The organism is Pseudomonas sp. NFIX28 (assembly GCF_900107395.1).
Taxonomy (GTDB): domain Bacteria; phylum Pseudomonadota; class Gammaproteobacteria; order Pseudomonadales; family Pseudomonadaceae; genus Aquipseudomonas.
In genome coordinates this window covers 268,928-295,524 of record NZ_FNPW01000009.1, presented here as the reverse complement: position 1 = coordinate 295,524, position 26,597 = coordinate 268,928, and the positions used below count along the sequence as shown (strand labels likewise).

26 protein-coding genes are annotated in these 26,597 nt (G+C 63.7%); 15 read left to right on the top strand and 11 right to left on the bottom strand.

The genetic code is table 11. The features are described 5' to 3' along the window. The coding region (locus BLV20_RS19110; RefSeq protein WP_139192716.1) for a transposase at positions 1-266 on the bottom strand (266 nt) is incomplete at its 3' end. 195 nt (positions 267-461) lie between these two features. On the opposite strand from BLV20_RS19110, the gene BLV20_RS19105 reads away from it, so the two are divergent. The 3 genes from BLV20_RS19105 (at position 462) to BLV20_RS19095 (ending at position 1,824) form a co-directional block, all read left to right on the top strand. Beyond that, complete coding sequence (locus tag BLV20_RS19105; protein ID WP_175540231.1) at positions 462-842, top strand: hypothetical protein; 381 nt, start codon at positions 462-464, stop codon at positions 840-842. Positions 843-896: 54 nt separating this feature from the next. Beyond that, positions 897-1,319, top strand: a complete 423-nt coding sequence (locus BLV20_RS19100; protein ID WP_371914325.1) for a hypothetical protein — start codon at positions 897-899, stop codon at positions 1,317-1,319. 229 nt (positions 1,320-1,548) lie between these two features. Next, a complete protein-coding gene (locus BLV20_RS19095) occupies positions 1,549-1,824 on the top strand; it encodes a hypothetical protein (RefSeq protein WP_371914324.1) in 276 nt (91 codons plus the stop codon). Between the two features lie 112 nt (positions 1,825-1,936). On the opposite strand, the gene BLV20_RS19090 is transcribed toward BLV20_RS19095, so the two are convergent. Next, a complete protein-coding gene (locus BLV20_RS19090) occupies positions 1,937-2,650 on the bottom strand; it encodes an Imm52 family immunity protein (protein ID WP_092304048.1) in 714 nt (237 codons plus the stop codon). A 257-nt stretch (positions 2,651-2,907) separates the two neighbouring features. On the opposite strand from BLV20_RS19090, the gene BLV20_RS19085 reads away from it, so the two are divergent. From BLV20_RS19085 to BLV20_RS19060, 6 genes are all read left to right on the top strand, one after another. After that, positions 2,908-3,183 carry a short-chain dehydrogenase gene (locus tag BLV20_RS19085; RefSeq protein ID WP_092304047.1) on the top strand — a complete coding sequence of 92 codons (276 nt, stop codon included), beginning with the start codon at positions 2,908-2,910 and terminating at the stop codon, positions 3,181-3,183. A gap of 423 nt (positions 3,184-3,606) precedes the next feature. After that, positions 3,607-4,071, top strand: coding sequence for a multidrug transporter (locus tag BLV20_RS19080; protein WP_092304046.1), 465 nt, complete (start codon positions 3,607-3,609; stop codon positions 4,069-4,071). 35 nt (positions 4,072-4,106) lie between these two features. After that, positions 4,107-4,931, top strand: a complete 825-nt coding sequence (locus BLV20_RS19075) for an SDR family oxidoreductase (protein WP_092304045.1) — start codon at positions 4,107-4,109, stop codon at positions 4,929-4,931. A 227-nt stretch (positions 4,932-5,158) separates the two neighbouring features. Further along, entirely contained in the window at positions 5,159-6,154 is a 996-nt protein-coding gene (locus tag BLV20_RS19070; RefSeq protein WP_256577827.1) for an SEL1-like repeat protein, read from the top strand. Between the two features lie 137 nt (positions 6,155-6,291). Next, positions 6,292-7,323, top strand: coding sequence for an SEL1-like repeat protein (locus BLV20_RS19065; RefSeq protein WP_092304043.1), 1,032 nt, complete (start codon positions 6,292-6,294; stop codon positions 7,321-7,323). A 279-nt stretch (positions 7,324-7,602) separates the two neighbouring features. After that, positions 7,603-8,625, top strand: a complete 1,023-nt coding sequence (locus tag BLV20_RS19060; protein WP_256577826.1) for an SEL1-like repeat protein — start codon at positions 7,603-7,605, stop codon at positions 8,623-8,625. A gap of 72 nt (positions 8,626-8,697) precedes the next feature. Here BLV20_RS19060 and BLV20_RS19055 read toward each other — a convergent pair whose 3' ends face one another. Genes BLV20_RS19055 through BLV20_RS19040 form a run of 4 tightly spaced genes read right to left on the bottom strand, consistent with a single transcriptional unit; the run spans position 8,698 to position 13,528 of the window. After that, on the bottom strand, positions 8,698-9,558 hold the full coding sequence (locus BLV20_RS19055; protein ID WP_092304041.1) for an efflux RND transporter periplasmic adaptor subunit: 861 nt from the start codon (positions 9,556-9,558) through the stop codon (positions 8,698-8,700). Positions 9,559-9,568: 10 nt separating this feature from the next. Next, on the bottom strand, positions 9,569-9,769 hold the full coding sequence (locus BLV20_RS19050; RefSeq protein WP_007930063.1) for a DUF1656 domain-containing protein: 201 nt from the start codon (positions 9,767-9,769) through the stop codon (positions 9,569-9,571). Further along, on the bottom strand, positions 9,759-11,963 hold the full coding sequence (locus BLV20_RS19045) for an FUSC family protein (RefSeq protein ID WP_092304040.1): 2,205 nt from the start codon (positions 11,961-11,963) through the stop codon (positions 9,759-9,761). Before BLV20_RS19045 ends, BLV20_RS19050 begins: the two co-directional genes overlap by 11 nt. A gap of 53 nt (positions 11,964-12,016) precedes the next feature. Next, complete coding sequence (locus tag BLV20_RS19040) at positions 12,017-13,528, bottom strand: efflux transporter outer membrane subunit (protein WP_092304039.1); 1,512 nt, start codon at positions 13,526-13,528, stop codon at positions 12,017-12,019. Between the two features lie 265 nt (positions 13,529-13,793). Here BLV20_RS19040 and BLV20_RS19035 point away from each other — a divergent pair, with 265 nt between their 5' ends. After that, positions 13,794-14,762 (top strand): LysR family transcriptional regulator, encoded by a 969-nt coding sequence (locus tag BLV20_RS19035; protein WP_092304038.1) that lies wholly within the window; start codon positions 13,794-13,796, stop codon positions 14,760-14,762. Positions 14,763-15,046: 284 nt separating this feature from the next. Next, positions 15,047-16,021, top strand: a complete 975-nt coding sequence (locus BLV20_RS19030; RefSeq protein ID WP_092304037.1) for a 2-hydroxyacid dehydrogenase — start codon at positions 15,047-15,049, stop codon at positions 16,019-16,021. 298 nt (positions 16,022-16,319) lie between these two features. Here BLV20_RS19030 and BLV20_RS19025 read toward each other — a convergent pair whose 3' ends face one another. Further along, positions 16,320-17,219 (bottom strand): DMT family transporter, encoded by a 900-nt coding sequence (locus BLV20_RS19025; protein WP_092304036.1) that lies wholly within the window; start codon positions 17,217-17,219, stop codon positions 16,320-16,322. Positions 17,220-17,479: 260 nt separating this feature from the next. Here BLV20_RS19025 and BLV20_RS19020 point away from each other — a divergent pair, with 260 nt between their 5' ends. Next, positions 17,480-18,355 carry a helix-turn-helix domain-containing protein gene (locus BLV20_RS19020; RefSeq protein ID WP_092304054.1) on the top strand — a complete coding sequence of 292 codons (876 nt, stop codon included), beginning with the start codon at positions 17,480-17,482 and terminating at the stop codon, positions 18,353-18,355. Between the two features lie 133 nt (positions 18,356-18,488). On the opposite strand, the gene dacB is transcribed toward BLV20_RS19020, so the two are convergent. The 4 genes from dacB to BLV20_RS19000 all read right to left on the bottom strand — a co-directional run bounded on the left by dacB (position 18,489) and on the right by BLV20_RS19000 (position 22,276). Further along, complete coding sequence (gene dacB / locus BLV20_RS19015) at positions 18,489-19,937, bottom strand: D-alanyl-D-alanine carboxypeptidase/D-alanyl-D-alanine endopeptidase (RefSeq protein WP_092304035.1); 1,449 nt, start codon at positions 19,935-19,937, stop codon at positions 18,489-18,491. Positions 19,938-20,081: 144 nt separating this feature from the next. Beyond that, positions 20,082-20,405: a DUF3325 domain-containing protein gene (locus tag BLV20_RS19010; RefSeq protein ID WP_092304034.1), complete on the bottom strand. Its 324-nt coding sequence runs from the start codon at positions 20,403-20,405 to the stop codon at positions 20,082-20,084. Next, positions 20,406-21,974 (bottom strand): PepSY-associated TM helix domain-containing protein, encoded by a 1,569-nt coding sequence (locus tag BLV20_RS19005; RefSeq protein WP_092304033.1) that lies wholly within the window; start codon positions 21,972-21,974, stop codon positions 20,406-20,408. Then, positions 21,971-22,276 (bottom strand): DUF3649 domain-containing protein, encoded by a 306-nt coding sequence (locus BLV20_RS19000; RefSeq protein WP_092304032.1) that lies wholly within the window; start codon positions 22,274-22,276, stop codon positions 21,971-21,973. The genes BLV20_RS19005 and BLV20_RS19000 overlap by 4 nt, the downstream gene beginning before the upstream one ends. Positions 22,277-22,494: 218 nt before the next feature. Here BLV20_RS19000 and BLV20_RS18995 point away from each other — a divergent pair, with 218 nt between their 5' ends. The 3 genes from BLV20_RS18995 to fecA all read left to right on the top strand — a co-directional run bounded on the left by BLV20_RS18995 (position 22,495) and on the right by fecA (position 26,573). Beyond that, positions 22,495-22,983: a sigma-70 family RNA polymerase sigma factor gene (locus BLV20_RS18995; protein ID WP_092304031.1), complete on the top strand. Its 489-nt coding sequence runs from the start codon at positions 22,495-22,497 to the stop codon at positions 22,981-22,983. A 22-nt stretch (positions 22,984-23,005) separates the two neighbouring features. Then, entirely contained in the window at positions 23,006-23,971 is a 966-nt protein-coding gene (locus BLV20_RS18990; protein WP_092304030.1) for a FecR domain-containing protein, read from the top strand. Between the two features lie 241 nt (positions 23,972-24,212). After that, a complete protein-coding gene (gene fecA, locus BLV20_RS18985; protein ID WP_092304053.1) occupies positions 24,213-26,573 on the top strand; it encodes a TonB-dependent Fe(3+) dicitrate receptor FecA in 2,361 nt (786 codons plus the stop codon). The last annotated feature ends 24 nt before the right edge of the window (positions 26,574-26,597 follow it).

Genomic DNA, 26,597 nt, shown 5'->3' with positions numbered 1-26,597 from the left:
GCACTGGCCTTTTTTAGGATTTCGATATCCCGGTCTTTTTGCCTGAGCAAGGCTTTGAGTTGTTGGATTTCTCGCTGATCGGCGGTAATCGCCTTGGCCCCGACCGGAGTCGATCCCTGGCGCTCCTGACGAACCTGTTCAACCCAGCGACGCAGAGCCGTAGGGCCAACACTCAAACTGGCGCAGACCTCGGGAACCGATAGCCCCTCGTCCAACACCATGCTGGCCGCCTTGAGTTTGAACTCACTGGAATAAGAATTACGCATATCCAAACACCTCAGATTTGGACGCCATCATAGCGCCCGATTGAGGTGTCCAGAATTATTAGGCCAGTTCACTACCGGAGTCGGTGGGGTTATCTGTGCAGCGCTAATCGTAGGTGCCGGCTCATGGATAGGCACAACAGCAGGTGGTGCAGCGGGAAAAGTCTTTGGAGAAGTACTTTACGAAGTGGATGCTCAATGATCTATAAACTCCCTCCCCTAATAATCCTAACCCTGACGGGATGCCCAATTCTGCTTGCTCTCATCAGTCTCCTATCCAACTACTACCTGAGTCGACGTTACCTCGAAAAGATGTTGGATGCGCTAAAGGGGAGTAGCTATTTCGCTGGCTGGGTAACCTACCTGCCTTATCTGGAATGGCATCCTCGCTATTTGATGTTCGCGAAACTCAGAGGCATGTTGTTTTGGCCAGAGCCAGGAATACGTAAGGGAATAATTTCCCCTTACGATGTGCGCAACTTCCCTCCGCAATATAAGCGCCTTTTAAAAGCGCAGAACTTTCTCGATGGGGTGATTATCGTGTGGGGTGCGCTTGTATATCTGCTGATAAAGCTTTAGTCACCCGCCTGAGCCACTGATCAAAACACATTCCGGTGCCCTGCCCGAAGAAAAATGAACACGCTTTTGCAAAAAAACCTCACCATGACGGGACAACAATTCTGGCACTCCTGGCCCGCTTTCGGACTTTTGGTATGTCCAATACTGCTAGCTGCCACAAGCCTTACATTCAGCTACTACCTGAGTCGCCGCCACTTGAAAGAGATGCTGGTAGCCATGCAGGAGAGCTCTTACTTCTATGGATGGATCGACAAGCTTCCCTATCAGGGATGGTTCGAGCGCATTCTGATGTTTGTCAGCGTTCGAGGAATGATGCTCTTCCCTAACGCCGGAGTTCGTAGAGGCTTTCTTTGTGCAAAGGATGTACGCAATTTCCCTCCACGGCTGAAACACCTTCTGACTGTAAAAAACACGTTGGACGGCGTTGTGATCCTATGGACAGCCATTGTGTATACATTTTTGAAGTTGGATAGCTGATGACCTCTATGGAGCTTTACACGTCTTGTGGGATGAAGGCATCCAAGACAGTTATTCAGGTGATGAGCCGGGAAAGAACTGAGGAAGTTATTTACGGGGTAATCCGACCATGATGGCAAAGAGTTTTTGGTATTCATGGTTAGGCCTCGTACTGGTCGCCAGTCCGCTTCTACTGTGCGTAATAAACCTCTCATTCAGCTGCTACCTGAGCCGTCGCTACCTGAGAGAAATGCTGGAAGCCCTGCAGCGTAGCCAACACTTTTATCGCTGGGCCGAGAGCCTTCCCTACGAGGGATGGTTCACCCACTTTGTAATGCTGGCCGCCGTTCGAGGATCGATGCTTTGGCCTGGCCCTGCGGTTCACAGAGGCTTCCTTTCCTCGGAAGACATAGACAACTTCCCTCCCCATCTCCAGCGTCTGCTGACCATCAGAAACTGGATGGATGTCGTGCTTCTGGTCTGGGGCTCGATCATGTATGCGTTGTTGAAACTGACTAAGCACTGACGTGACGCGCGGGTACGGTAGCACTGTCGCAGCACCTTCCAACTGGCTGTGGTTCCTATCGGCAGCCGGCTGGATGGAGGGATTCTTTTGTGCCCGGGCGAGGCTCACCGACCTAGTTCATGAACAGCGGTAAATACCCCAGCTCCACCAACTTGATATCGATCTCCGCAACTCGCTGGACATCAGCCCGTTTGCCCTCATCCATCACCTGTGGACAACTCACGATCAGCGTGCCGCGTTTTGGAATGTCGATGAGCTGGTCGGCGCTCGGAAAATCCCCGGCCCGCAACACGTGTGGACAAAACCCGACCCAGCCGACGGTCTGCCGGTCCTTGAACACCTTGGTGCGCAAATAGTGGTCTTTTGGCGCCAGCACACACCAGTCAAGTTCAGGCCACAGTTCAACAGCCAACTGAATCACCCTGATCACTACCGGTTTCACATCGGGAATGGCTGCCACAAGCGCCCCGCCATCTTCGAAGCGCATGCTGGCGACTGAATCCAGGTCGTGTGCGTTGTAATGAAAGGCCAACCCACCCTTCAGGGGATCATCCAGGCCATTCCACACGGAAAACTGCAATTTCGTGGGGAAGTCGTCGTTATGGTTGCTCCGGGCCTCTTCACGCAGAGACTCGAAGTCGTCATTGATCCGCTTGCGCAGCGATTCCTCCCTGGAACCGCCCTGCAGATACCAGTCCCGCAGCAGAGGATGAATCTCGCCAAGGCCTTTGAGAAAGCGCTCGGCCCTTTCCAACTGCGCCTTATGCGAGACCGCGGATATCTGCTGTTTGTCGAAACGCAGAACAAATGAAAATTTTCTGAACAAGCGCTCATCCTCAGTCTGGCTTCACGAACATGGTAGGGATTGTCACGGTAGTACTTCTACAGAAAATGCCATGACTATTGGGATTGCTCTCACAAGAGCTCTCTGAAGTCACTTCGGGCTACACATATCGAGTTGACCACCCACCTGCTGCTCCCTATCCTCGCGCCTGTCACGACTCATTCGTGATCGGGTTTGACGGCTCGGTTGTTTTCTCAGGAACGCAGTTTTTTCAACTCTGTTTTCTTTTGGAGCCTCCCATGACCGACCGCATAGCCCTCACCAGTAACGAATCCTCCAACCCCACCCTATTCATCGACACCCGCGCGCCCTTGGACGAACTCCATGCCAGCGCCGCTTATCGCATCCTCGCGGTGACCCAACTGATGGAAAGCCTGAGCCACATGGACACTTGCGACGCCGATGCTACAGACCTCACGCAAATCGCCCATGCCAGCGCCATCTTGCTGCGTGACGGTTGCGACCTGCTGGACGTACTTGGCCGGCGTATTCGTGGCAGCCAGTACTTGAGCTGACGAGCACTTCAATCCCTGTAGCCGCTGCCGAGCCTGCGAGGCTGCGATAGGACCGAAGGTCCTCCAGCGGTTTCAAAATCCCTGCGCCCCCTGCGGGGTCGATCGCAGCCTCGCGAGCTCGGCAGCGGCTACAAAGCGCCGACCGGTAGGTCGCGCATGGAGCAGCTTTTGATTTTGGCTGGGCCGGCATTCCGGGCGTTTGCCAAAAGTGACTCGTCGTAAGGGCGAAACCATAAGCGGCCGTTACCGCAGGAATGGATATGTATCCCATCCAAAAAATGCAGCGCCAGGACGGGCGTCATCGCGGGCAATCGAGCGTCGACCGGCCGCTCCTACAGAAGCGGGTGCAGCCCACCACAACCATGGCCAATCCCACCTACGCTTAGGTAGGATGACCGCTCCTATTTCCCCGAGGTTCACCTCATGTTCATCGGCGTTCTGCTGGTTATCACCTGGCTGATCCTGCTGCTTCGCTACCCCGCCAAGGCCTTGCCGGTGTCCATGGCGGCCGCTATCGGCCTGGGCCTGGTGGCGGTGTGGGTGGTGTGGATGGACAACCGCGAAGCCCAGCAGCTGGCGCGCCTGGAGTTGCGCATCAGCTATGCCCCCGAGCATTGCCCGGCGGATCGTCCGCTGCTGCTGAAGATGAACAACGGCAACGATGTGCCGCTCACCGAACTGCGCTGGCGCATCGCCGCCTACGCCCCGGGCGATACCGTGAACCTGGCCGATAACCAATACACCGCGCCGCGCTATCGCGGCCCCGGCGAGTTGCAGGCCGGCGCCAGCTGGGAAGATTGCCTGCCCCTGCCGCCGCTGCGCTCCGGCTACCGCCCGCAAACCCTGGAATTTCGCGCCGAGCGCTTGCAGGGCAGTTTCTCCGACTGATTCTCCCTTCCCACTTTTTGCACAAGGACCGCGCCATGCCCGTTGCGCTCATCACCGGTTGTTCCAGCGGCATCGGCCGCGCCCTGGCGGATGCTTTCAAGGCCGCCGGTTTCACCGTCCTGCCCACCGCCCGCAAGGCCGAGGACGTGGCCATGCTGCACGCCGCGGGTTTCGACGCGGTGCAGCTGGACGTCAACGACGGCCCCGCGCTCACCGCCCTGGGCGAGCGCATCAACCAGCAATACGGCGGCCTCGACCTGCTGATCAACAACGCCGGCTACGGCGCCATGGGCCCGCTGCTCGATGGCGGTGTCGAGGCCATGCAGCGGCAATTCGAAACCAACGTGTTCGCCCTGGTCGGGGTGACCCGGGCGATGTTCCCGGTGTTGCGCCGCAGCCGCGGGCTGGTGGTGAATATCGGCAGTGTGTCGGGCATCCTGGTGACGCCTTTTGCCGGTGCCTACTGTGCCTCCAAGGCGGCGGTGCATGCCTTGAGCGATGCGCTGCGCATGGAATTGGCACCGTTCGGCATCCGCGTGATGGAGGTCCAGCCCGGCGCCATCGCTTCGAGCTTTGCCAAGAACGCCGGGCACGAAGCCGAACAGCTGTTGACCGAACAATCGCCCTGGTGGCCATTGCGCGAAGGCATCCGCGCACGGGCCAGGGCCTCCCAGGACCACCCGACGCCGGCCGGCGAATTTGCCGCCAGGCTGCTCAAGGCCGTGCAGCAGGACAAACCGCCGCGCCTGGTTCGGATCGGCAATGGCAGCCGGGCATTGCCCTTGATGGCCGGCCTGTTGCCCAAGGGCTTGCTGGAGAAAGCACTGATGAAGCGTTTTGGCCTGGGCGCAAAACTGTAGCCGCCGATCATTGGCTGCGGAACCTCGCGCCGCCGTTCCCGCAGGTTGCAGAAAACGTCTTTCTAGTAGCCGGCATCACAGCTTGTAGCCTCTCCCAATCCCAGTAGAATGCGCGCACTCGAGGCTCCCAGGGCCTCGATCAGGCCGCATGGATCGCTGGCGTACCGTTGAAACTCCCCTCTCCTTCCATGCTCGCCGTCACTCAATCGTCGATCAGGGAATATCCATTGAAACCTCAACGCTTGCTGCCGCTGGTATTGGCCACCGCGCTTATCGGCTGTGCGCCGTCGCCAGACGAGGAGCTGAACGCCACCCTGCCCCAGCTCAGCCTCAAGAAGCTGTTGCCGCCAGCCGTCGCCAACCAGTATTGCAACCCCAAGCTGGACAGCGACCTGCTGTATGGCATCGGCTACCAGCTGTACAACGACGACAAACCCGAGCAAGCCCGCAGTTGCCTGATCATGGCCGCGCCCACCCACGACCGGGCCCTGTGCTACCTGGCGAGCATCGCGGAACAGGACAGCAGCAAGGACAGCGCCGAGCGCGACCGCGAAGCCTTCGGCTACATGGCCTATTCCGCAGTGAAGAACGACTCCTGCGCCGAATTCGGCATGTTCCAGAACTTCACCTACGGCATGCGTGGGCAGACTCCGGACAGCGACCTGGGCCTGCGCTGGCTGGAGCGCTCCGCGCGCCATGGCGATGCGGACGCGCAGCAGACCCTGGTGCGCCTGCATAGCAACAAGAACAATCTGCCGCTGGCCTACAGCTGGGCCAAGGTCCTGGATGACAGCGCACAGATCGACGCCTTGAAACAACGGATGAACCCGCAGCAAATCAGCGAAGGCGAACAAGGTTTCGAGCAACTGGGCAAGATCGTCACCAGCAAGGACGCGGTGCGCAAGGAAGCCCGCGAGGAGAACATCGCGGTGTACTCGGCGAACATCCATATGGAATACCCCGAGACCTTCAAGGGCCTGTCCGTGACCGAGCGTCATGCGCTCATGGAGCAGGCCGTGGCCACAGTGAGCGCCCGTCCCGAGTTCAGCACCCGTGGCCAGCTTTACGCCTATGTGATCATCGCGCGGCAGGCCCAGTTGAAGCAGGCTGGCGTCGATGTGCTGCAGAACCCGCAGATTGTGCAGCTGCTCAGCGATACAGAGCTGGAAGTGAGCGAGGCGGTGAAGAGAGCCGACGTGATCCTCGGCCAGGCCGCCCTGTAACAGCGGGAACACCGCCGGCCACGCCTACAAGGGCCTTATACATGGCCGCTATCTTGTAGGTGCCGGCTCCTGCAAGGGGGCGGGGTCATGCCCTCTTGGCGTCCTCCCTTTTACGATTGAACCTCAGGGACTCTCCATTGAAATCTCGTAGCCTGTTGCCCTTGGCTATCTTCACTCTGCTGCTGGGCTGCAATGCCTCGTCACCGGACGAAAAGCTCAATAACTCCCTGCCGGACCTGAGCCTCGAACAGATCCTGCCCAAGGTCGAGGCCAACCAATACTGCACGCCGGAGATGGACAGCGAATTGCTGCTCGGCCTCGGCATCCGCCTGATCGATGAGGACGAGGTGCTGTATGGCGCAGGCCGTACCTTGCTGACGAGCAAGGAAATAAAAATGGCCCGCAGCTGCCTGATCATGGCCGCCCCCCGCTACACCACGAGCCTGTGCATCCTGGGCAGCATTGTCGGCGCCAGGCAAAACGACTATGACAAAAGCGAAGCCTTCAACTACATCGCCTACGCCGCCAAGCACAATGAATCCTGCGCGGAAGCAGGCCTGTACAACATCTACAGCGTTGGCAAGCTGGGCCAGCCACCGAACAAGGAATTGGCCATGGGCTGGCTTGAGCGCGCCGCTCGACACGGCGACCAGGAGTCGCAACAGGACATGGTGCGCTGGAGCAGCGAACAGGACAATTTCCCGGTGGCCTATGCCTGGGCCAGGGTCCTGAATGAGGCAAAAACGATCGAGGCAGTGAAGCGCAAAATGAGCCCTCGGCAAATGGCCGAGGGCGAGCAGCACTACACCCAACTGCTCAGCCAACTCACCCCCGAAAAGGATATCAACCAGGCGCTGCGCAAGGACATCATCGCCCTGAGCTCAGGGGATCTTTACTACAGCCACCCGGAGGTGTTCGAGGGCATGTCCCCTATGCAACGGCGTGCTTTCGTGGCCCAGTTGGTGGACATGCAGGACCTCTACCCGAAGTTCCACACGCGCGGCCAACTGATGGCCTACGCCTTGATTTCCCGCCTTGTGCAAAGCACCGGAGCGGCCGTGGACCTGTGGCAGGACCCGGCGCTACATGCCTTGCTGGTCGACGATGATCTGAGCGTGGAAGACACCGTGGCCAAGGCCAAAACCATCCTGGCCAAGCGCAAGCAATAGCTTGAGAGGCTCGCGCTAGTTCTTTTGAAGCGCCGCCGAGGTGTCGCGTGCGCAAGGCCCAAGAGCCCTTTGCCGTGGCCAAACAGATGCTGCGGTTTCGGTTGTGCGCCCTCGCAATCCCAGTAGAATGCGCGCCTCTTGAGCGCTTGCGCTCAACACAGCATGGAATCGCTGGCGTCGACACTGAAGCACGGAACTGCTCAAGCTCCCCCCTCTCCCGTCCTCTCCCTGCTGCATTCCATGCGCCTCTTCATTCAATCGCAGATCAGGGAATATCCATTGAAACTGTTCAACGTGCTGCCACTGGCATTGGCTGTGTTGCTGACCGGCTGCACCACCGCATCCGATAAAACCGCCGATAAAGAATCGTCCCTCAACGCCACACTGCCCAAGTTGACCCAACAGAACGTCTTGCCCGCTGTGGCCAGCAACGAACAGTGCAATGCACAAATGGACAGCGACATTCTGTTCGGCGTCGGCTTCCTGCTGTACGAAAACCAGGAACTCGATGCTGCAAAAACCTGCCTGGTGCTGGCCGCGCCGAAACACCCTCGCGCATTCTGCTACCTGTCGATGATTGCCGGTCAGGATGAAAGCAAAACCGATGAACAGCGCAATACCGAATCCTTCAACTACATGGCTTACTCGGCGCTGCAGAACGACTGGTGCGCCGAATATGGCCTGTACCAGGCCTACAACTACGGCCATACCAGCGCCAAACAGGACACGGCCCTGGCCCTGCGCTGGCTGGAACGCTCGGCCCGGCACGGCTACCCCGAAGCGCAGAAGGAGCTGATCGAAAAGTACGAGGAACAAGGCAACCTGAGCGCCACCTATGCCTGGACCCGAATCATGGCCAAGGCCGATGACACCAGCGCAGCCGACGCCTTGAAAGCCAGGATGAGCGCCGCGCAGATCGCCGACGGCGACCAGCGCTACGCCCAACTCACCGGCCAGGTCACCAGCAAACAAGCCATGTACGCCGAAGCGCGGGAAGAAGACGTCGGCCGTTACTCTGCCGAGATCTATCAGGACTACCCGGACACCTTTAAGGGCCTGTCGTCCGCCGAGCGTTACAACTACGTCAAGCAAAGCATGTTCAAGGCCATCGACCTGCCGTTCGTCAAGGGCCGTGGCCATGTCCTGAGCTACATCGTGGTGAATCGCCAGGCTCAACTGAAAAAGCCTGGCGTGGACATCGCGCAAGACAAGAAGATCGTCGCAGTGATGGAAGACGACGAACTGTCTGTCGCCGAAACCATCGAGCAGGCGCTGTCGATCGTCAACAAGACCTACCGCTAACCAGGCCTGTGGCGAGGAGCTTACCTGCTCGCCACAACCCAGCCTTTGCCACAAAGACCGGTGTGAGGCGGGTTATTCCCCACCCTGCTTCACCACCACCGTGCAGGTAATCCCCGCCGCCAGCAGCACGCCTTCCGGCACTTCGTCGATATGGATGCGCACCGGCACGCGCTGGGCCAGGCGCACCCAGTTGAAGGTCGGGTTGACGTCGGCGATCAGCTCGCGGCTCTCCGGGTTGTCGCGGTCGTAGATGCCGCGGGAAATACTCTCCACATGGCCCTTGAGCACCTCGCCGCTCATCAGCTGCATCTCGGCCTTATCGCCGACGCGCACATGGGGCAGCTTGGTTTCCTCGAAGAAGCCGTAGACCCAGAACGAATGCCTGTCGACCACCGCCATCTTCGGCTCGCCGATGCGCGCGTAGTCGCCGCGGTGCACGTTGAGGTTGGTCACGTAGCCATCGACCGCGGCGCGCACCTGGGTGCGCTTGAGGTTGAGCTCGGCGGCCTCCAGTTGCGCCTGGGCCTGCTGGTAGTCGGCCAGGGCCGAGTCGGCGATGTTGCTGGCGTCGTCGCGGTTTTCCTTGGAGATCACCAGGTTGTCCAGGTCGGCGCGGCGGTGGGCGTTGACCTTGCGCATCTCCCAGGTGGCCTTTCTCGAAGCCACCAGCGACTGCGCCTGCTTGACCGCGATCCGGTAGTGCTCGGGGTCGATCTGCATCAGCAGGTCGCCCTTTTGCACCAACTGGTTGTCGCGCACCGGCACGTCCACCACTTCCCCGGTGACGTCGGCGGCGACGTTGATGATGTCGGCGCGCACCCGGCCGTCGCGGGTCCACGGCGTGTTCATGTAATGCACCCACAGGGTGCGGCCGATCCACAAGGCCAGGGCCAGCACCAGCAGGGTCGCGAGCAGGCTGAAAAACTTTTTCATCAAAGGACTCTCAACGGTAGACAGTCAGCGCCATGGCGCCGAACAGACAGCAGAACAGGCTCAGGCGCAGCAGCGCCGGGTGCCAGAAAAAACGGTACAGGTCATAACCCGAGATGAAGCGGTCCAGGGCCCAGGCCAGGGCCGCGGCGATGAAGAACATCAGGGTCATGGTCGGCATGTACACGCCGTGGAAGGCGATTTCACGAGGCATGTTCAAGTCCTTGGGACGGGGCCGGTACGGGGCGCGCGGCATAGGCGGCCAGCGGCGATTGCGGGTCGAGCAACGAGCTGCGGATGAAGTGCAGGTAGCTCTTCACCCGGCGCAAGGCCGAAGTATCGAAGTGCGGGGCGAAGGGTTCGTCGCTGGCCTGGACCCGGCTGATCGCGTGATCGACCGCGACCAGTCCACGCTCCAGGTTGCTCTGGCTCGGTTGCAGGAACAGCCGCACCAGCGAGCGGCCCATGACCCGGATCGCCTGGCGCCATGGCTGGGATTCGGCGTAGGCCGGGTGGATCGGCAGGATCGCCTGCTCCTTGCGCAGCTCGATGATCGCGTGGCCCACCTCCAGCACCACGAACATCCAGCGCAGCAGCTCGCGCTGCACCTGCGGCTGCCCCGCCGCCAGGCCGTAAGCCTGGTGCAGCAGGTCGCGGGTGCGGCTTTCGAAGCTCGACGCCAGGCCCTTGAGCTTGCCACTGATGGCGTACACCACCTGGCCGCGCAAGTCCTGTTCCAGGCGGCGCCACAGCCAGCGGCTGTTGGGCGGCAGGATGATCGCCCCGGCGGCGGCGCAGACCAGCATGCCCATGACCATGGCGATGTAGTCGTTGATGAAGGCGTAGGGGTTGTAGACGGTCAGGTTGTCCGGCACCGACCCGGTGCTGAAAAAGATCAGCAGGCCCAGGCCCACGCCGGCGTATTGCGGTCGCGAGCTGAGGAACGAGCCGAGCACGATCACCGGCGCCAGCATCACGCAGAGCAGTGGAAAACCGTCGATCCAGGGGAACACGAAGAACATTTCGATAAAGCCGACCACGGCGCCGATCAAGGTGCCGCAGGCCATCTGGAAGGCCATGCGCTTGGGGTTCGGCGTGGCCGCCGAGAGGCCGACGGTGGCCGCCGCGATCAGCGTCATGGTGGCGCCGCTGGGCCAGGCGGTGGCGACCCAGTAGCTGCCCAGCACGATGAGGATGAACGAGGCGCGGATCCCCGAGGCGGCCGAGGCCAGCCAGTTGGTCTGCGGGGTGAAGGGCTCGTCCCAGCGCTCGCGCTCGTGGCTGTGTTCGGCCAGGGACGCGTGGGTCTGGGCATAGCTGTGCAGCTCGTCGACGAAGCGATAGAGCAACTCATAGGCGGTGTGGAAATCCAGCTGCTCGGCATCGCTTGGTTCGTGCTCCTGGAACAGCGCGCGCATGCTGCGCACCCGCGCCGGCAGCTCGGCCTTGTAGCTCGCCAGCTGTTCGGCCAGGCGCGCGGCGTCGGGGCTGGTCAGGGCGCGGCCGGAGAAACCGTCCAGCAGCTCGGCAAGGTCCTGCAACCCCGGTTTGGTCGCCGCCAGCACATATTCGGCGGCGCTGCCGCGCAGGCGTTCGAGCAACTGGTGCAGGGCGTTGAAGCGGGTGGTGATGCCCATGAATTCGCTGTTCAAACGGCTCAGGCGGCCATTGCGCCGGCGCATGTGCGGGTCTTCGAAAACGGTGACGCTGCGCAGGCCTTCCAGGCCCACCGCTTCTGCGATGAAGCGCACGTTGCCGCTCTCGAACGCATCGCGCTGGCTGCGGCCGCGCAAACCGTCGGTGACGAACAGGGCGAACACCCCGAAGCGCTGGTACAAGGCGTTGCGCATCGCCGCGCTGGCGGTCTGCGGCAGGATCGCGGCGCTGACCAGGGTCGCGCAGAGAATCCCCAGGGAAATTTCCAGCACCCGCCACACCGCCGCCATAAAGGCCCCGTCCGGGTGCGCCAGGGCCGGCAAACCAACCATCGCCGCGGTGTAGCCGGCCAGCACGAAACCGTAGGCGCGAAAGTTGCGATAACGCGCGGCGCCGGCCGAGCAGATGCCGACCCAGATCGCCAGCGAACCGAGGAACAATTCGGTGTTCTGGGCGAACAGGGCGATCAGCGCGACCATCACCGCCGACCCGGCCAGGGTGCCGAGAAACCGATAGAAGCTCTTGGCGAACACCTGGCCGCTCTGCGGCTGCATGACGATGAACACGGTGATCATCGCCGTGCGCGGTTGCGGCAGTTCCAGGCGCATGGCCAGCCACAGGGTGAGGAACGCGGCGGCCAGGACCTTGAAGATATAGACCCAGGTCACGCCGTCGCTGCGTGCCCAGTCGAAGAAACCCCGGCGCCATTCAAGGGAGTACAGCCAGCGCAAGAGTGCAGGCAAGGGAGTCATGGAACCTACTCGGTAGTCGGTGGCTTATGTGGTCGATGGATGAGTGCCGGCAGTCAGTGGTCAAGCAGGGTCAGCGCTGCCGGGGTCTCGCCCGGGCGGGTCTGGCTGTCCTTCGGCATATCGCGCCCCGCTTCCAGGCCGCCGCCCAGGGCCGTCACCAGCTCGGCATGGGCGCTCAGGCGCGCAGCATGGACCTGCTGCTGGATCTGCTGCTGGCGCAGCAGCATGCCCTGGGCATTGAGCACATTGAGGTAGTCGGTGAGGCCGCGCTGGAAGGCGACCATGGCGATGTCGTAGGTCTTCTGCGCCGAGGCCACCGACTCGGCGGCGAACCCGGCCTGCTTGTCCATGGACTCGCGGCGGATCAACTGGTCGGAGATGTTCTTCAGGGCGTTGACCAGGGTCTGGTTGTAGTGGGCCACGGCGATGTCATAACCGGCCGCGGCCTCGCCCAGCTCGGCGCGCAGGCGGCCGCCGTCGAAGATCGGCAGGCTGATGGCCGGGCCGACGTTGTAGTTGAGCTTCTTGCCGGTAAGGAACTCCAGCGCCCCGCCGCCGGTGGCCATGTAGCCGAGGCTGCCCACCAGGTCGACATTGGGGTAGAAGCCGGCGTGGGCGACATCGATGCCGCGCGCCTGGGCCGCCACCTGCCAACGGCTGGCGACCACGTCCGGGCGCTGGCCGAGCAATTCGGCCGGCAGCGCCGACGGCAGTTTCAGCGGCGCGGCCAGCGACAGGCTCGGCCGTTGCAACTGCGCGCCCGTCCCCGGCCCCTTGCCGGCCAGGGCGGCGATCTGGTTGCGGGCCAGGGCGATTTCTTCGTCCAGGGCGTCCAGCTGGCGATGGGTTTCCGGCAGCGGGGTCTGCGCCTGGCTGACTTCGAAATGAGTACCGATGCCGCCGGCCAGGCGCCTTTGCGCCAGTTCGAGAATCTGTTCCTGCTGTTTCAGGGTGGCGAGGACGATGTCGCGCTGGGCGTAGTGCAGCGACAGCTGGATATAGGCGCGCACCACATTGTTCTGCAGCTCCAGCTGGGCCAGGCGCGCCTCGGCAGCGCTCATGTGCGCCAGGTCCACGGCACGCTCGCTGGCATTGCTTTCCCGGCCCCAGAGGTCGAGGGCGTAGCTGAAGCCGAGCGCGGCGTTGTTGTCCCAGGTGGTGCTGTTGGCCAGTTCGCCCGGGCCGTAGAACTGATCGGTCGGCCAGTTGTGGCGCTTGAGGGTGGCGTCGCCCTTGATCTGCAACGACTCGGCCGACTCGGCGATGCCGGCCATGGCACGCGCCTGGCGCACCCGGGCGGCGGCCATGGCCATGCTCGGGCTGCCCTGCACGGCCAGGTCCACCCAATGGTTCAACTGCGCATCGCCATAGGCCTGCCACCACTGGGCGGCGGGCCAGCGGGCGTCGCGCGCGGCGCTCTGGATCGCCTCGTCGGTGGCCAGTGAATTGGCCGGTAGTGCCTTGCCCTGTGGGGCAATACCCCCGGTTCCGATGCAGCCGCTGATTGCTAACGATAAAGCCCAAACACTGAGAGTCTTCAGCTCTCTGCTGATGCGACGCGGCACTGCTGCGAATTCCTGAAATAGGGAGAAGGCGGATCCCTGTAGGAGCGAGCTGGCTCGCGATCCAGACAACGCGCGGTGTCAGGGATGGCGCCTCGCGAACACGCTTGCGCCTACAGAATCGGCGCAATTCTAGGCGGCGGGCTGGGCGGCGATAAGCTGGGATTCCTGTGAATCTTTATTACCGTTCGCGCGATAATCCCTTGGTGGAATAGCCAACAATCTGTTACTTCGTGTCACAATTTGCCATCTCCCCAGAGAGCACCCCATGGACACTTTGCAAAATATGCGCGCCTTCAGCTGTGTCGCCGAAGCCGGCAGCTTCACCGCCGCCGCCGTCCAGCTCGACACCACCACGGCGAATGTGTCTCGCGCGGTCTCCAACCTGGAGGCCCATCTGCAAACCCGCTTGCTCAACCGCACCACCCGCCGCATCGCGCTCACCGAAGCCGGCAAGCGCTACCTGCTGCGCTGCGAGCAGATCCTGGCCTACGTCGAAGAAGCCGAGGCCGAGGCCAGCGACGCCCACGCGCGGCCGTCCGGGCAATTGAAAGTGCACACCATGACCGGCATCGGCCAGCACTACGTGATCGACGCCATCGCTCGTTACCGCAAGTCGCACCCGGACGTGACCTTCGACCTGACCCTGGCCAACCGCGTGCCGGACCTGCTGGACGAGGGCTACGACGTGTCCATCGTGCTGGCCAGCGAATTGCCCGACTCGGGTTTCGTCTCCCAGCGCCTGGGGATCACCTACAGCATCGTCTGCGCCTCGCCGGCCTACGTGAAAGCCAATGGCTGCCCGAATAGCCCCAGCGACCTGTCGAACCATGCCTGCCTGCGCCTGGTAAGCCCGGTGATCGCCCTGGACAAATGGTTGTTCGACGGCCCCGAGGGCCAGGAAGGGGTCACGCTCAACGGCTCGCCGTTCCTGGTGAACTCCGCCGACGCGCTGAAAACCGCGATCACCAGCGGCATGGGCCTGGGCGTGCTGCCGGTGTACGCGGCCATCGAGGGCCTGCGCAACGGCACCCTGGTGCGGGTCATGCCCAAGTACCGCTCCCAGGAGCTGAACCTGTACGCCATCTACCCGTCGCGCCAGTACCTGGACGCCAAGATCAAGACCTGGGTCGAATACCTGCGCAATACCCTGCCGGAAATTCTCGCCGCCCATCAGGCGGAGCTGGCGGCCTACGAACTGAGCGGCGGCCTCGGCGGCGCGCGCCTGACCACTTGAGCCAAAGCCCTTCGGGGCTTTTCTCCTGTTCCCTGTAGCCGCTGCCGAAGGCTGCGATAAGGCCGAAGGCCTTTGGCGACCTCAAGAACACGTCTCCTGCGGAGCCGATCGCAGCCTGCGGCAGCGGCTACATGGATTTGCGCATCACGCTTGGGGCTGGCCGTGACAGGCCTTGAACACGCGCGAAATTCGTCTGGCTGGCCACGAACCTGTAGCCGCTATAAAAAGCCCGTCGAGAATGTTAGCTTGCTTGGCATTTCCTATGCCTGACGAGCTTTCCCGCGATGAAAAAGACCGTACTTGCCTTCAGCCGCATTACCCCGGACATGATCGAGCACCTGCGCCAGGACTTCGAGGTGATAGTGCCCAACCCCAAGCTGGGCGACATCGGCGCGCAATTCAACGAAGCCCTGCCCCACGCCCACGGCCTGATCGGCGTCGGCCGCAAGCTGGGCCGTGCGCAGCTGGAAAACGCCAGCCGGCTGGAAGTGGTCTCCAGCGTCTCGGTGGGTTACGACAACTACGACCTGGCCTATTTCAACGAGCGCGGGATCATGCTCACCAACACTCCGGACGTGCTCACCGAAAGCACCGCCGACCTGGCCTTCGCCCTGCTGATGAGCAGCGCCCGGCGCGTCGCCGAACTGGACGCCTGGACCAAGGCCGGGCAATGGCAGGCCAGCGTCGGCGCACCGCTGTTCGGTTGCGATGTGCACGGCAAGACCCTGGGCATCGTCGGCATGGGCAATATCGGCGCGGCCATCGCCCGACGCGGTCGCCTGGGCTTCAACATGCCGGTGATCTACAGCGGCAACAGCCGCAAGGCCGCGCTGGAACAGGAACTGGGCGCGCAGTTCCGTAGCCTCGAGCAGTTGCTGGCCGAGGCGGATTTCGTCTGCCTGGTGGTGCCGTTGAGCGAAAAGACCAGGCACCTGATCAGCCACCGCGAACTGGCGCTGATGAAACCGGGCGCGATCCTGGTGAATATCTCGCGAGGCCCGGTGGTGGACGAGCCGGCGCTGATCCAGGCCCTGCAGGACGGCACGATTCGCGGCGCCGGCCTGGATGTGTATGAAAAGGAGCCGCTGGCCGAGTCGCCGCTGTTCCAATTGAAAAACGCCGTGACCCTGCCGCACATCGGCTCGGCCACCCATGAAACCCGCGACGCCATGGCCAACCGCGCCCTGGCCAACCTGCGCAGCGCCCTGCTCGGCGAACGCCCGCGGGACCTGGTCAACCCGCAGGTATGGAAAGGCTAACCCCCAGCACCGCCCTCCGTAGGAGCGAGGCTTGCCCGCGAACAGCAGCCACGCGTTGTGCCTGAAACACCACCTTCGCGAGCAAGCTTCGCTCCTACGAAAAACCCCACGGCGAACGCCATCCCTCCGTAGGAGCGAGGCTTGCCCGCGAATAGCAGCCACGCGCTGTGCCTGATACACCGCCTTCGCGAGCAAGCTTCGCTCCTACGGAAAAACCCGCGCGGCGAACGCCATCCCTCCGTAGGAGCGAGGCTTGCCCGCGAAGGCGGTCGATCGCCCATCCCGCGGCAGCTGTCGATCAGGCCATCCGTGGGTCACGGATGGCCAGCGGCTTGGGCTTGCGGAACACCAGCACGTTGCCCAGCATCACCAGGACCAGCCCGGCCAGCGCCGGGGCGGTCCATTGGTAGCCTTCGGCGAAGGCCGAGACATTCAGCGCCACCACCGGGAACAGCACGGTGCAGTAGGCCGCCCGCTCCGGGCCCATGCGCCCGACCAGCGTCAGGTAGGCGGTGAAGCCAATCACCGACCCCGGAATCACCAGGTACAACAACGAACCGATGTAGCGCGCGTTCCATTCCATCTCGAAAGGGATGCCCTGGACCAGGCAGTAACCCGCCAGCATCGCCGCGCCATAGGCCATGCCCCAGGCGTTGGTGGTCAGCGGCCTGAGCCCGGCCTTCTGCTGCAGGCTGGAAAGCATGTTGCCCGCCGAGAAACACAGCGTGCCCAACAGCGCCAGCCCCAGGCCCAGCAGGGTTTGCGGGCTGGCGCTATGGCCCGCCAGCTCCGGCCAGAACAGCAGGCCCAGCCCCAGGAGCCCCAATGCCCCGCCCAGCAAGACATTGCGGGCGATCTTCTGGGCGAAGAACACCCGCGCGTTCAGGGCGTTCCACAAGGTCGCCGTGGAAAACACCACTGCCACCAGGCCGCTGGCAACCCACTGGCTGGCGTGCAGGAAACACATGAAGTTGATACAGAACAGGCACAGCCCCTGGGCCAGGCAGATCAGGTGCCCGCGCCGGTTCATCGTTTGCAGCTTGCGGCTGAGCAGCAGCATGATGAACAGCACCAGGGCCGCGAGGGCGAAGCGATAGACGATGGACACCGGAATCGCCACCACCCCCAGTTGCCACTTGAGGGCGATCCAGGTGGTGCCCCAGATCAGGACGGTGAGCAGATAAAGCGAAAGGTTCATGGCGCGGGACTCCTGTGCAGGGCAACCCAGTCTCAGGCCATTGCGTGCCCGGGCGCTTGCATAAACTTGCGCTTTTGTCGGCTGCCGGGCTGGCAGCGCACCGCCCACGGAGTAGGATGCAAAACATCGTGTAGCCGCTGCCGACAGGCTGCGATCGGCTCCGCAGGAGACGTGCTCTTGAGATCGCTGAAGGCCTTCGGCCTTATCGCAGCCTATCGGCAGCGGCTACAGAATGCAGCTCAACTTCAGATATGACCGCCATGCCCGCACTGGAAACCCTGCAAGTCTTTCAAGCCCTGAACCGCTCGCCCAATGCTCGCCTGGAGCACAGCGCCGAGCTCGGTGACGGCCTGGCAGCGGCCCTGTGGAGCAACCATCACGACGCCCAGGACTACGAAGCGCCGAGCCACCACACCCTGTCGTGCTACATCGCCGGCGGCACCGGGACCTTTCGCCGCGGCCAGCCGGGCACCAAGGGCGGCCCGGACAAGCTGTGCATCCTGCCCGCCGAGCACCGTTCGGCCTGGGTGATCAACGGCGGGATCCGCCTGGCCCATCTGTATTTCAGCCCCGAACAATTTGCCCTGGGCTGCGTGACCCTGCTGGACCGCGAGCCCCGCGAGCTGCAATTGCAGGAAACCACCTTCCTCGACGACCCGCAGCAGGCCCGGCGCTTTCGGCAGTTGATCCAGCTGAACTGGGACGAACCCGGCGAGCGCTTGCTGACCAGCAGCCTGGCCCACGAGATGCTCAACCACGCCCTGCTGACCCAGGTCGGCCAGCGCCAGGGCCTGCGCCTCAAGGGCGGGCTGGCCGCGCATCAGCGCCGGCAGCTGGTGGAATACATCGACAGTCAGCTGGCCGAGCCGATCAGCCTTGGGCAACTGGCCGCACGCTGCAACTTGTCGGAATACCATTTCGCGCGGATGTTCCGCGCAAGCTTCGGCCTGCCGCCCCATCAATACCTGCTGGCGCGGCGCCTCAAGCACGCCCGCGACCTGTTGCGCGGCACCCGCCTGCCCCTGGGCGAGATTGCCCTGGCCTGCGGTTTCGCCAGCGCCAGCCACTTCACCCACCGCTTTCGCCAGGCCCTGGGCGGCACGCCCGGGGAATATCGCCAGGCGTTCCTCGGCTGACGGTCGAGCGATTGGCGGGCGTATCGCGTCGCACCTTTTCGCGGGCAAGCCTCGCTCCTACGAACGCGGCGTCTGTAGGAGCGAGGCTTGCCCGCGAAGACGGTCTATCGGTCAACCCCGCCGCTCCAGGCCTTTACTGCATCAGGACCTGCGCCACGCGGTCTTCCAGGGCCTTGATCTGCGCGCCGTCGGCCCGGTAGTTGTTCGACAGCATCACCAACACCAGCCGGCGGCCATCGGCCGTGCGCAGATAGCCGGACAACGACGACACGCCCTGCATCGAGCCGGTCTTGGCATGCAGGTTGTCCACCGCCGCCGTGCCTTGCAGGCGATAACGCAGGGTGCCGCCAGTCATGCGTTGGGCTGCGCCGGCCACCGGCAGCGCCGCGTACCAGGTGGCGAACCACGGCTGCTTGCGCGCCGCCAGCAACAGATCGCTAAGGCTCTGGCTGGAGATCTGGTTGCGCCGCGACAGCCCCGAACCGTCCACCTGCACCAGCCCTTGCGGGCTCAGGCCCTGGCGCCGCAGGAAGCCCTCGATGGCCGCCACCCCGGCAGCAGCGGTGCCGGCGTTGGCGGTCTTGCGGCCCATGGCCTTGAGCAGCACCTCGGACATGTTGTTGTTCGACAGCTTGAGCAGCGGTGTGATCAGCTCCGCCAGCGGCATCGACGCGTGGCTGGCCAGCACCCGGGCGGCGGGCGCCGTGGGCTGGCCGAGGCGCACCTGGCCCCGCACCGTCACGCCCTGCTCGGCCAGCGCCTGCTGGAACACGTCCGCCACCAGGCGGGTCGGCTCCCACACGCTGACCCAGTTGCGCCGCGACTGCCCCGGCGGCAAGGCGCCACTGACCAGCAACAGATTGCTGCCATGCTCACGGCCGACCTGCAGGCTGTCCAGCGTGCCGACCCGGCCCTGATTGCGCAGGCTCATCAGCCGATTGCTCGGGCTGACGCTGACCGCCAGGGGCGCTCCCGGCCTTGCGGGCGCCGTCACCGAAACCAGCACGCTGCCGGCATCGAAGTCGTCGTTGGGAGAAATGTTCAGGGCCGAAACCTGCGCCGCGTAATACAGGCTTTCATCGTCGCTGGCCCAATCGACGCCCAGGCGCTGGTCATCGAAGGCGGTGTCGTCGAGCACCAGGTCGCCATCGACCTGACGAATGCCCGTGCGCGCCACTGCCGCCGCCAGCGCCTGGTAATCCTTGGCCTGCATGCTCGGGTCGCCGGAGCCACGCAGGTAAAGATTGCCGCGCAGGCGCTCGCCCTGCTGCGCACCGTCGCCCAGCACCTCGGTGGCGAAGCGGAAATCGGCGCCGAGGACGTCCAGCGCCGCAGCGGTGGTCAGCAACTTGAGGCTCGACGCCGGGATCAGGCGGCTGTCGGCGTTGTGCTGATACAAGGCCGCGCCGCTGTCGGCGTCGCGCACGCTCAGCGACACCGTGGCGCCCTGGAGTGCCGGGTCGGCCAGGACCTGATCCAGGCTGGCGGCGTAGCGGGCGCCGGGATGGCTGGCGCAAGCCGCCAGCGACAAGGCCAGGAACAACCCCAGCCCGCGAATGTAAAAACGATGTACTGAACCCATGAGAAGCGTGTTTCCTTGATGACCTCGAACCCAGCGCCGACGACCTTGCAGCCACGACGGCGGGCGGCCAGATAACGATTGGCGAGGGGTGGCTGTCAACGAACAATCGCCACCCGGCGTCTCAGGCCGGGCGCGGCAGACCGTTCATTGCGCCAGGGCGGCCAGCGGGCTGGCCAGCAGGCCGAGTCCGGCCGCCAGCAACGCCAGGCGCGGTTGATACGGCAACAGCAGCACCAGCGACAAGCCGCTGAGCATCAGCGCCGCACACCACTGCACCAGGCCGAAAGCCCAGCCGGCCGCCCCAATCGCCGCCCACAACGAGCCGGCCAGCAGCAGCCAGCCGCCAAGGCGCAGGCCGCCGCGGCGCCGGGCCGAGGGTTTGTAACCGAGGAGTTCGGCGTGATGCCGGTCCATCGACAGGCACAACCCGGCAAAACCGGAATAACACAGCAGCCATGCCAGGAGCATTCAGGCCACCTCCGCTTCAACGGCGGCCCGGCGTGGGCGAGCGGCAGGATGGGCCAGCGGGCGCGCCATCTTCCAGGCCGCCCAGCCGAGGAACAGCCCCGCCGCCAGGCAGGTCAGGTCGAACCCGGCCCGGACCCAGTCGCCATGCATCAGGAAACCATCGAGCGCATCGGGCACCGTCAGCGCATCGAGCAACGGCACGCTGCCCAGCAGCAGCGCCGCCAGGCCCAGTTGTTCGATCCAGGCCTGGCGCCCACGGCGCAGCGTGGCGTGCAGCAGGCTCAGGCCCCAGACGATGAAGAAGCAGTTCACCTCCCAGTCCGCCCGTGCGGCAAAGCTCACCGGCAACAGGCGATTGGCCCAGAAGAAGGCCGCGACGGCCAGCACCAGGCCAGACATGCTGGCGATGTTCAGCACCTCCACCAGGCGCAGTTCGAAGGGCATCACGCCGCTCTTGGCATGCTTGAGCTGACGCTTGCCGAGCCAGATCACCAGCCCGGTGCCGATCATCGCGGTGGCGGCCAGGCCGCAGATAAAGTACAGCCAGCGCAGCAGCGGCCCGGCGAAAAGGCCCATGTGCAGCCCGTAGAAAGCGCCTCTGATGGCGATGGTCGGCGAGTGCGGCGGAGCGACCTGCAACAGCTGGCCACTGACCCCGTCGAACGAAACCGCGCTGCCAAAATCGCGGACCACTGCGTCACCACCGTGGCGCATGACATTCACCGAGGCATTGGCATCCCCCGGGTTGTTCACCGTGATGCGCCCCACGCGGCCACCCGGCCATTGCTCGCGGGCCTGTTCCAGCAGCGGCTGGAGCTGCACCAGCTGCGCTGGCCGGCCCGCGGCGGGCGCGTTGCTGGTGGCGGGAAACGCCTCGTTGAACAGCGCCCGGGTGTCCTCGCCGTAGGTGGCCAGGATGCTCGCCGGCATGACCATCGACATGAAAATCACCAGGCTGCTGTAGGTAATCATCAAGTGGAACGGCAGCACCAGCACGCCCACCGCGTTGTGTCCGTCGAGCCAGGAGCGCTGGCCTTTGCGGGGGCGAAAGGTGAAGAAGTCCTTGAAGATTTTCTTGTGCACGATGATGCCGCTGACCAGCGCGATGAACATCAGCATGGCCGCCGCGGTGGCCAGCCAGCGGCCCCAGGGATGGGGCATCTGCAACTGGAAATGGAAGCGGTAGAAGAACTCGCCGCCCCGGGTAGCGCGGGCCTGCAATTCGGCGCCGGTGGCCGGGTCCAGCAGTTTCTGGGTAAAGACGCCACGCTCACCGGGCTTGCCCGGCAACTGCCACATCACCGACAACGCCGGCTCACGGGCGTCGGGCAGGTTGATGAACCAGCGCGAGGCCCTCTGGGCATGCTGCTGCAAATAGTGCTGGGCAAGGGTCAGGCTGGCCTCGTTGCTGACCGGGCGCGACGGCACTTCGGGCTGCATCCAGTGGCTGATTTCGTCCTTGAAGTAGGCCAGGGTGCCGGTCAGGAAAATCGCCAGCAGCAACCAGCCGAACAGCAGCCCGACCCAGGTGTGCAGCCAGGACATGGACTGGCGAAATCCCTCCCTCATGAAAGATTCGCCCAATACGCCGAGGCGCAAATTGCCGCCAACACCAGCGCCGGCAGCAGCAAGCCGAACCAGGCCTGCCAGGCCGTGCGGCAGGCGAAGCACCAAAGCACCGCCACCAGATAGAACAGGAACGACGCCATCATGCCGCCAAACACCGCATCGGCGCGGGAGATCGGCAGCAGCAAGGTCATGCAGACGCTGGACAAGGCCGCCAGCAGGTAACCGCCAAACACGGCGGCCAATACCCGCGAAGTCACGGCCAGGCGATAGGAAATGGGGGGCGCGGCAGTTTTGCTTTTCATGTTTCAACCTTGAAACCAGGACAGCCTCGGTGCCGGGGTTAGCCCGGCCGGGCTCAAGTCGGCGCAATATTAGATGATAAATATTCTCATGTACAAAAATCCCCGATCACAGGAAAGATCTTCCGCCGGTCCGGGCTGATTGCCGAATGCCACGCCCGGCCACTACAATGCGAACAATTCTTGTTCTCTTAAGCGTTCATGCTGCCGGAGCGTTCGGCTTGGCCCACTCCTCTACTGTCGAAGTCCTTTATCAGGCCCATCACAGCTGGCTGAACGGCTGGTTGCGACGCCGGCTCGGCTGCCCCGACAGCGCCGCCGACCTGGCCCAGGACACTTTCATACGGGTGCTCGATGCCCGGGAAACACCTTCGATCGTCGAGCCACGGGCGTTCCTGACCACCATCGCCAAGCGCGTGCTGTGCAACCATTACCGGCGCCAGGACCTGGAACGGGCCTACCTCGAGACATTGGCGCAGATGCCGGAGCTGCTGGCGCCGTCCGAGGAGGACAAGGCGATCATCCTGCAGACCCTGATGGAGCTGGACCAATTGCTCGACGGCTTGCCGCGCCTGGTCAAGCGCGCATTCCTGCTGGCCCAGGTCGATGGCCTGAAACACGGCGAGATCGCCCGCGAACTGGGGATTTCCATCGCCACGGTCAAGCGCCACCTGCACAAGGCAGCGTTGCGCTGCTACTTCGCCCTGTGAACCACGCCATGAATTCATTCCTATGAACCCTGCCCTCCCCGGCCCGCCGGACATCGGCGCCCAGGTCGCCGAACAGGCCGTGCACTGGCTGATCGAAATGCAGGCCGGCCCGCTCAGCCCGCGCCAGCAACTGGCCTGGCAGCAATGGCACGACGCCCACAGCGAACATCGTCGCGCCTGGGAGCATATCCAGCGGGTCAATCAGCGGCTGCGCGGCCTGTCTTCGCCGCTGGCCCATGCCGCGCTCAACGCGCCGAAGTCTTCCAGCCGGCGCCAGGCGCTGAAGCTGCTGCTGATCCTCGGCGCCGGTTCCGCCGCGGCCTGGGGCCTGCGCGAGCACAATCCGCTGACCCCGCTGATGGCCGACTACCGCAGCCCGGTGGGCCAGCGGCGCACGTTGCGCCTGAGCGATGGCAGCCAACTGCAGCTCAACACCGACAGCGCGGTGGACGTGAGTTTCGACGGCCAGCAACGGCTGATCCGCCTGCTGGCCGGGGAGATCCTGCTGACCGGCGCAACCGACAGCCGGCCGCTGCTGATCCACAGCGCCCAGGGCGTGCTGCGCCCGCAAGGCGCACGCTTGAACCTGCGCCAGTTCAGCCAGCGCACCCAGCTGGCGGTATTTGACGGCAGTGTCAGTCTTAGCCCGTCCGATTATTCGGGGCCGCCGTTGCGGGTGGGCAAGGGGCAGCAATTGAGCTTCAGCGCCGGCGCCTGGGAAAACCCGCGACCGCTGGACGCCGGCAGCGGCGCCTGGAGCGAAGGCATGCTGGTGGCCGCCCATATGCGCCTGGCGGATTTCCTCGACGAGTTGGGCCGCTACCGTCGCGGCCAGCTCAACTGCGATCCACGAGTCGCCGACCTGCTGATCTCCGGCAGTTATCCACTGGACGACAGCGAACGCATCCTCGACCTGCTGGAAATCAGCCTGCCGGTGAAGGTCCGGCGTTTTACCCGTTATTGGGTCACGGTCGAGGCCCGCGCCTGAAACCTATCGCCGCTGTAGCCGCTGCCGCAGGCTGCGATAAGGCCCGAAGGGCCTTCGAGGGCCTCAAGAGCACGTCCCCTTCGGGGCCGATCGCAGCCTGCGGCAGCGGCTACAGGCCGGCATCGATTCACTGTTGGTCCCGACATGCGAATTATTTTCATTTTGTGTGAGCCGTTTTCCAGCACTCGCGTGACAGAGAAGGAAAGCCCCCTTGACTGCAACCTTCTCAGGATCGATGTCCATGCCCCAGCAACCCACCCGCCTTACGCCCCTCGCCCGCACCCTGCGCCAGTTGCTGCTGGGCGCCAGCCTGAGCTTGGCCGCCCTGCCGTTGGCCGTGGCCGCCGATGGCCCGGCCCGCGACTATCACATCGCCGCCTCGTCGTTGGAAAACGCCCTGAACCAGTTCGGCCGTGAAGCCGGGGTGCTGATTTCCTTCGGGTCCCAGGTCACCAGCGGCGTGCAGAGCCAGGGCCTGGAAGGCAGCTACACCACCGCAGAAGGTCTGAATGCCTTGCTCAAGGGCACCGGCCTGCAAGCCCGCGCCGAGGGCGGCAATGCCTTCAGCCTGCAACCGGCGAGTGCCGAGGGCGCACCGGCGGCGCTGGAGCTGGGCGCCTCCAGCGTGGTCGGCGACTGGCTGGGCGACGCGGCGCAGACCAATGTCTTCGAACACCCCGGCGCCCGGGACGTGATCCGCCGCGAAGAATTCGAACGCCAGGGCGCGACCCAGGCCCGCGACGTGCTCAACCGCATCCCTGGGGTCAACGCACCGGAAAACAACGGCACCGGTAGCCACGACATGGCGCTGAACTTCGGCATTCGCGGGCTCAACCCGCGCCTGGCCTCGCGCTCCACGGTGTTGATGGATGGCATTCCGGTGCCCTTCGCGCCCTATGGCCAGCCGCAGCTGTCCTTCGCCCCGGTGAGCATGGGCAACATGGACGCGGTGGATGTGGTGCGTGGCGGTGGCGCCGTGCGCTACGGGCCGCAGAACGTCGGCGGTATCGTCAATTTCGTGACCCGCTCCATTCCCGATGCGCCCACGGTCAAGGGCGGTTTCCAGACCGAGACCAGCCCATCCTCGAGCCACGACGGTTTCAAGACCACCGGCAACCTGCTGGCCGGCGGCACCGCCGACAACGGCCTGGGCGGCGCCTTGCTGTATTCCGGCACCCGTGGCGGCGACTGGCGCGAACACAGCGACACGCAGATCGACGACCTGATCCTCAAGGGCCATTACCAGCTCGACGATGCCAACAGCTTCAACGCCATGGCCCAGTATTACGAAGGCGAGGCCGACATGCCCGGCGGCCTGAACGTCGCCGACTACAAGGCCGATCCGTACCAGTCGACCCGTCCGTACGACAAGTTCTGGGGCCGTCGCACGCTGGTCAACTTCGGCTATCGCTACCAGCAAGACCGCCGCGAATTCACCGTCAACAGCTTCTTCACCAAGACCCTGCGCAGCGGCTACCTGGACCAGGGCAGCTTCCTTTCGCTGTCGCCGCGCGAATACTGGGTGCGCGGCGTCGAAACCCGCTTCGCCCAGGGCTTCGACCTGGGGCCGACCAGCCACGAGCTGGGCATCGGCTACCGCTATATCAACGAGGCCGGCCACGAGTTGCGCTACCGCACGCCGATCAGCGCCAACCAGCAGCTACCGAATACCAGCAGCCGCAACGACCGCGACACCCGCGGCGGCACCGAGGCCAACGCGTTCTTCATCGACGACCGCATCGACATCGGCAAATGGACCCTGACCCCGGGCATCCGCTACGAGATGATCGAGTCCCAGCAGACCAACAACCTGACCAACGTCAAATACAAGGGCGACTACAACACCGCGCTGCCGGCGCTGAACGTGATGTACCACCTGACCGACAGCTGGAACCTCTACGCCAACACCGAAGGTTCGTTCGGCAGCGTGCAGTACAGCCAGATGCCCAACCGCGTGAGCAGCGGCGAAGTGAAACCGGAAAAGGCACGCACCTGGGAACTGGGCACCCGCTATGACGACGGCACCCTGCGGGCGGAGATCGGCGCGTTCCTGATCAACTTCGACAACCAATACGACAGCAACCAGACCAACGACTCGGTGATCGCCCGTGGCGAAACCCGTCACCAGGGGATCGAGACCAGCGTCAATTACGCGCTGGACGGCCTGAGCCCGGCACTGGCCGGTTTTGATCTGTACGCCACTTATGCCTACGTCGACGCCACCATCCGCGAGGACGGGCCGAACAAGGGCAACCGCGTGCCGTTCTCGTCCAAGCACAAAGGCACCCTCGGCATCGGCTACACCGAAGGTCCGTGGAAGCTGAACCTCGATAGCAGTTTCCAGAGCAGCCAGTTCGCCGACAACGCCAACACCTCCGCTGAAAGCGCCGACGGCAGCACCGGCCGGATTCCCGGCTACATGCTGTTCAGCAGCCGCGCCGCCTATGACTTCGGCCCGCAACTGTCGGACCTGAGCGTGGCGGTCGGGGTGAAGAACATCTTCAACCACCAGTACTTCACCCGTTCGTTTGACGACAACAACAAAGGCAAATACGTGGGCGAACCACGGACGTTGTACGTACAAACGTCCATGGCGTTCTGACCCACCGCTTCGCCGGCAAGCCTG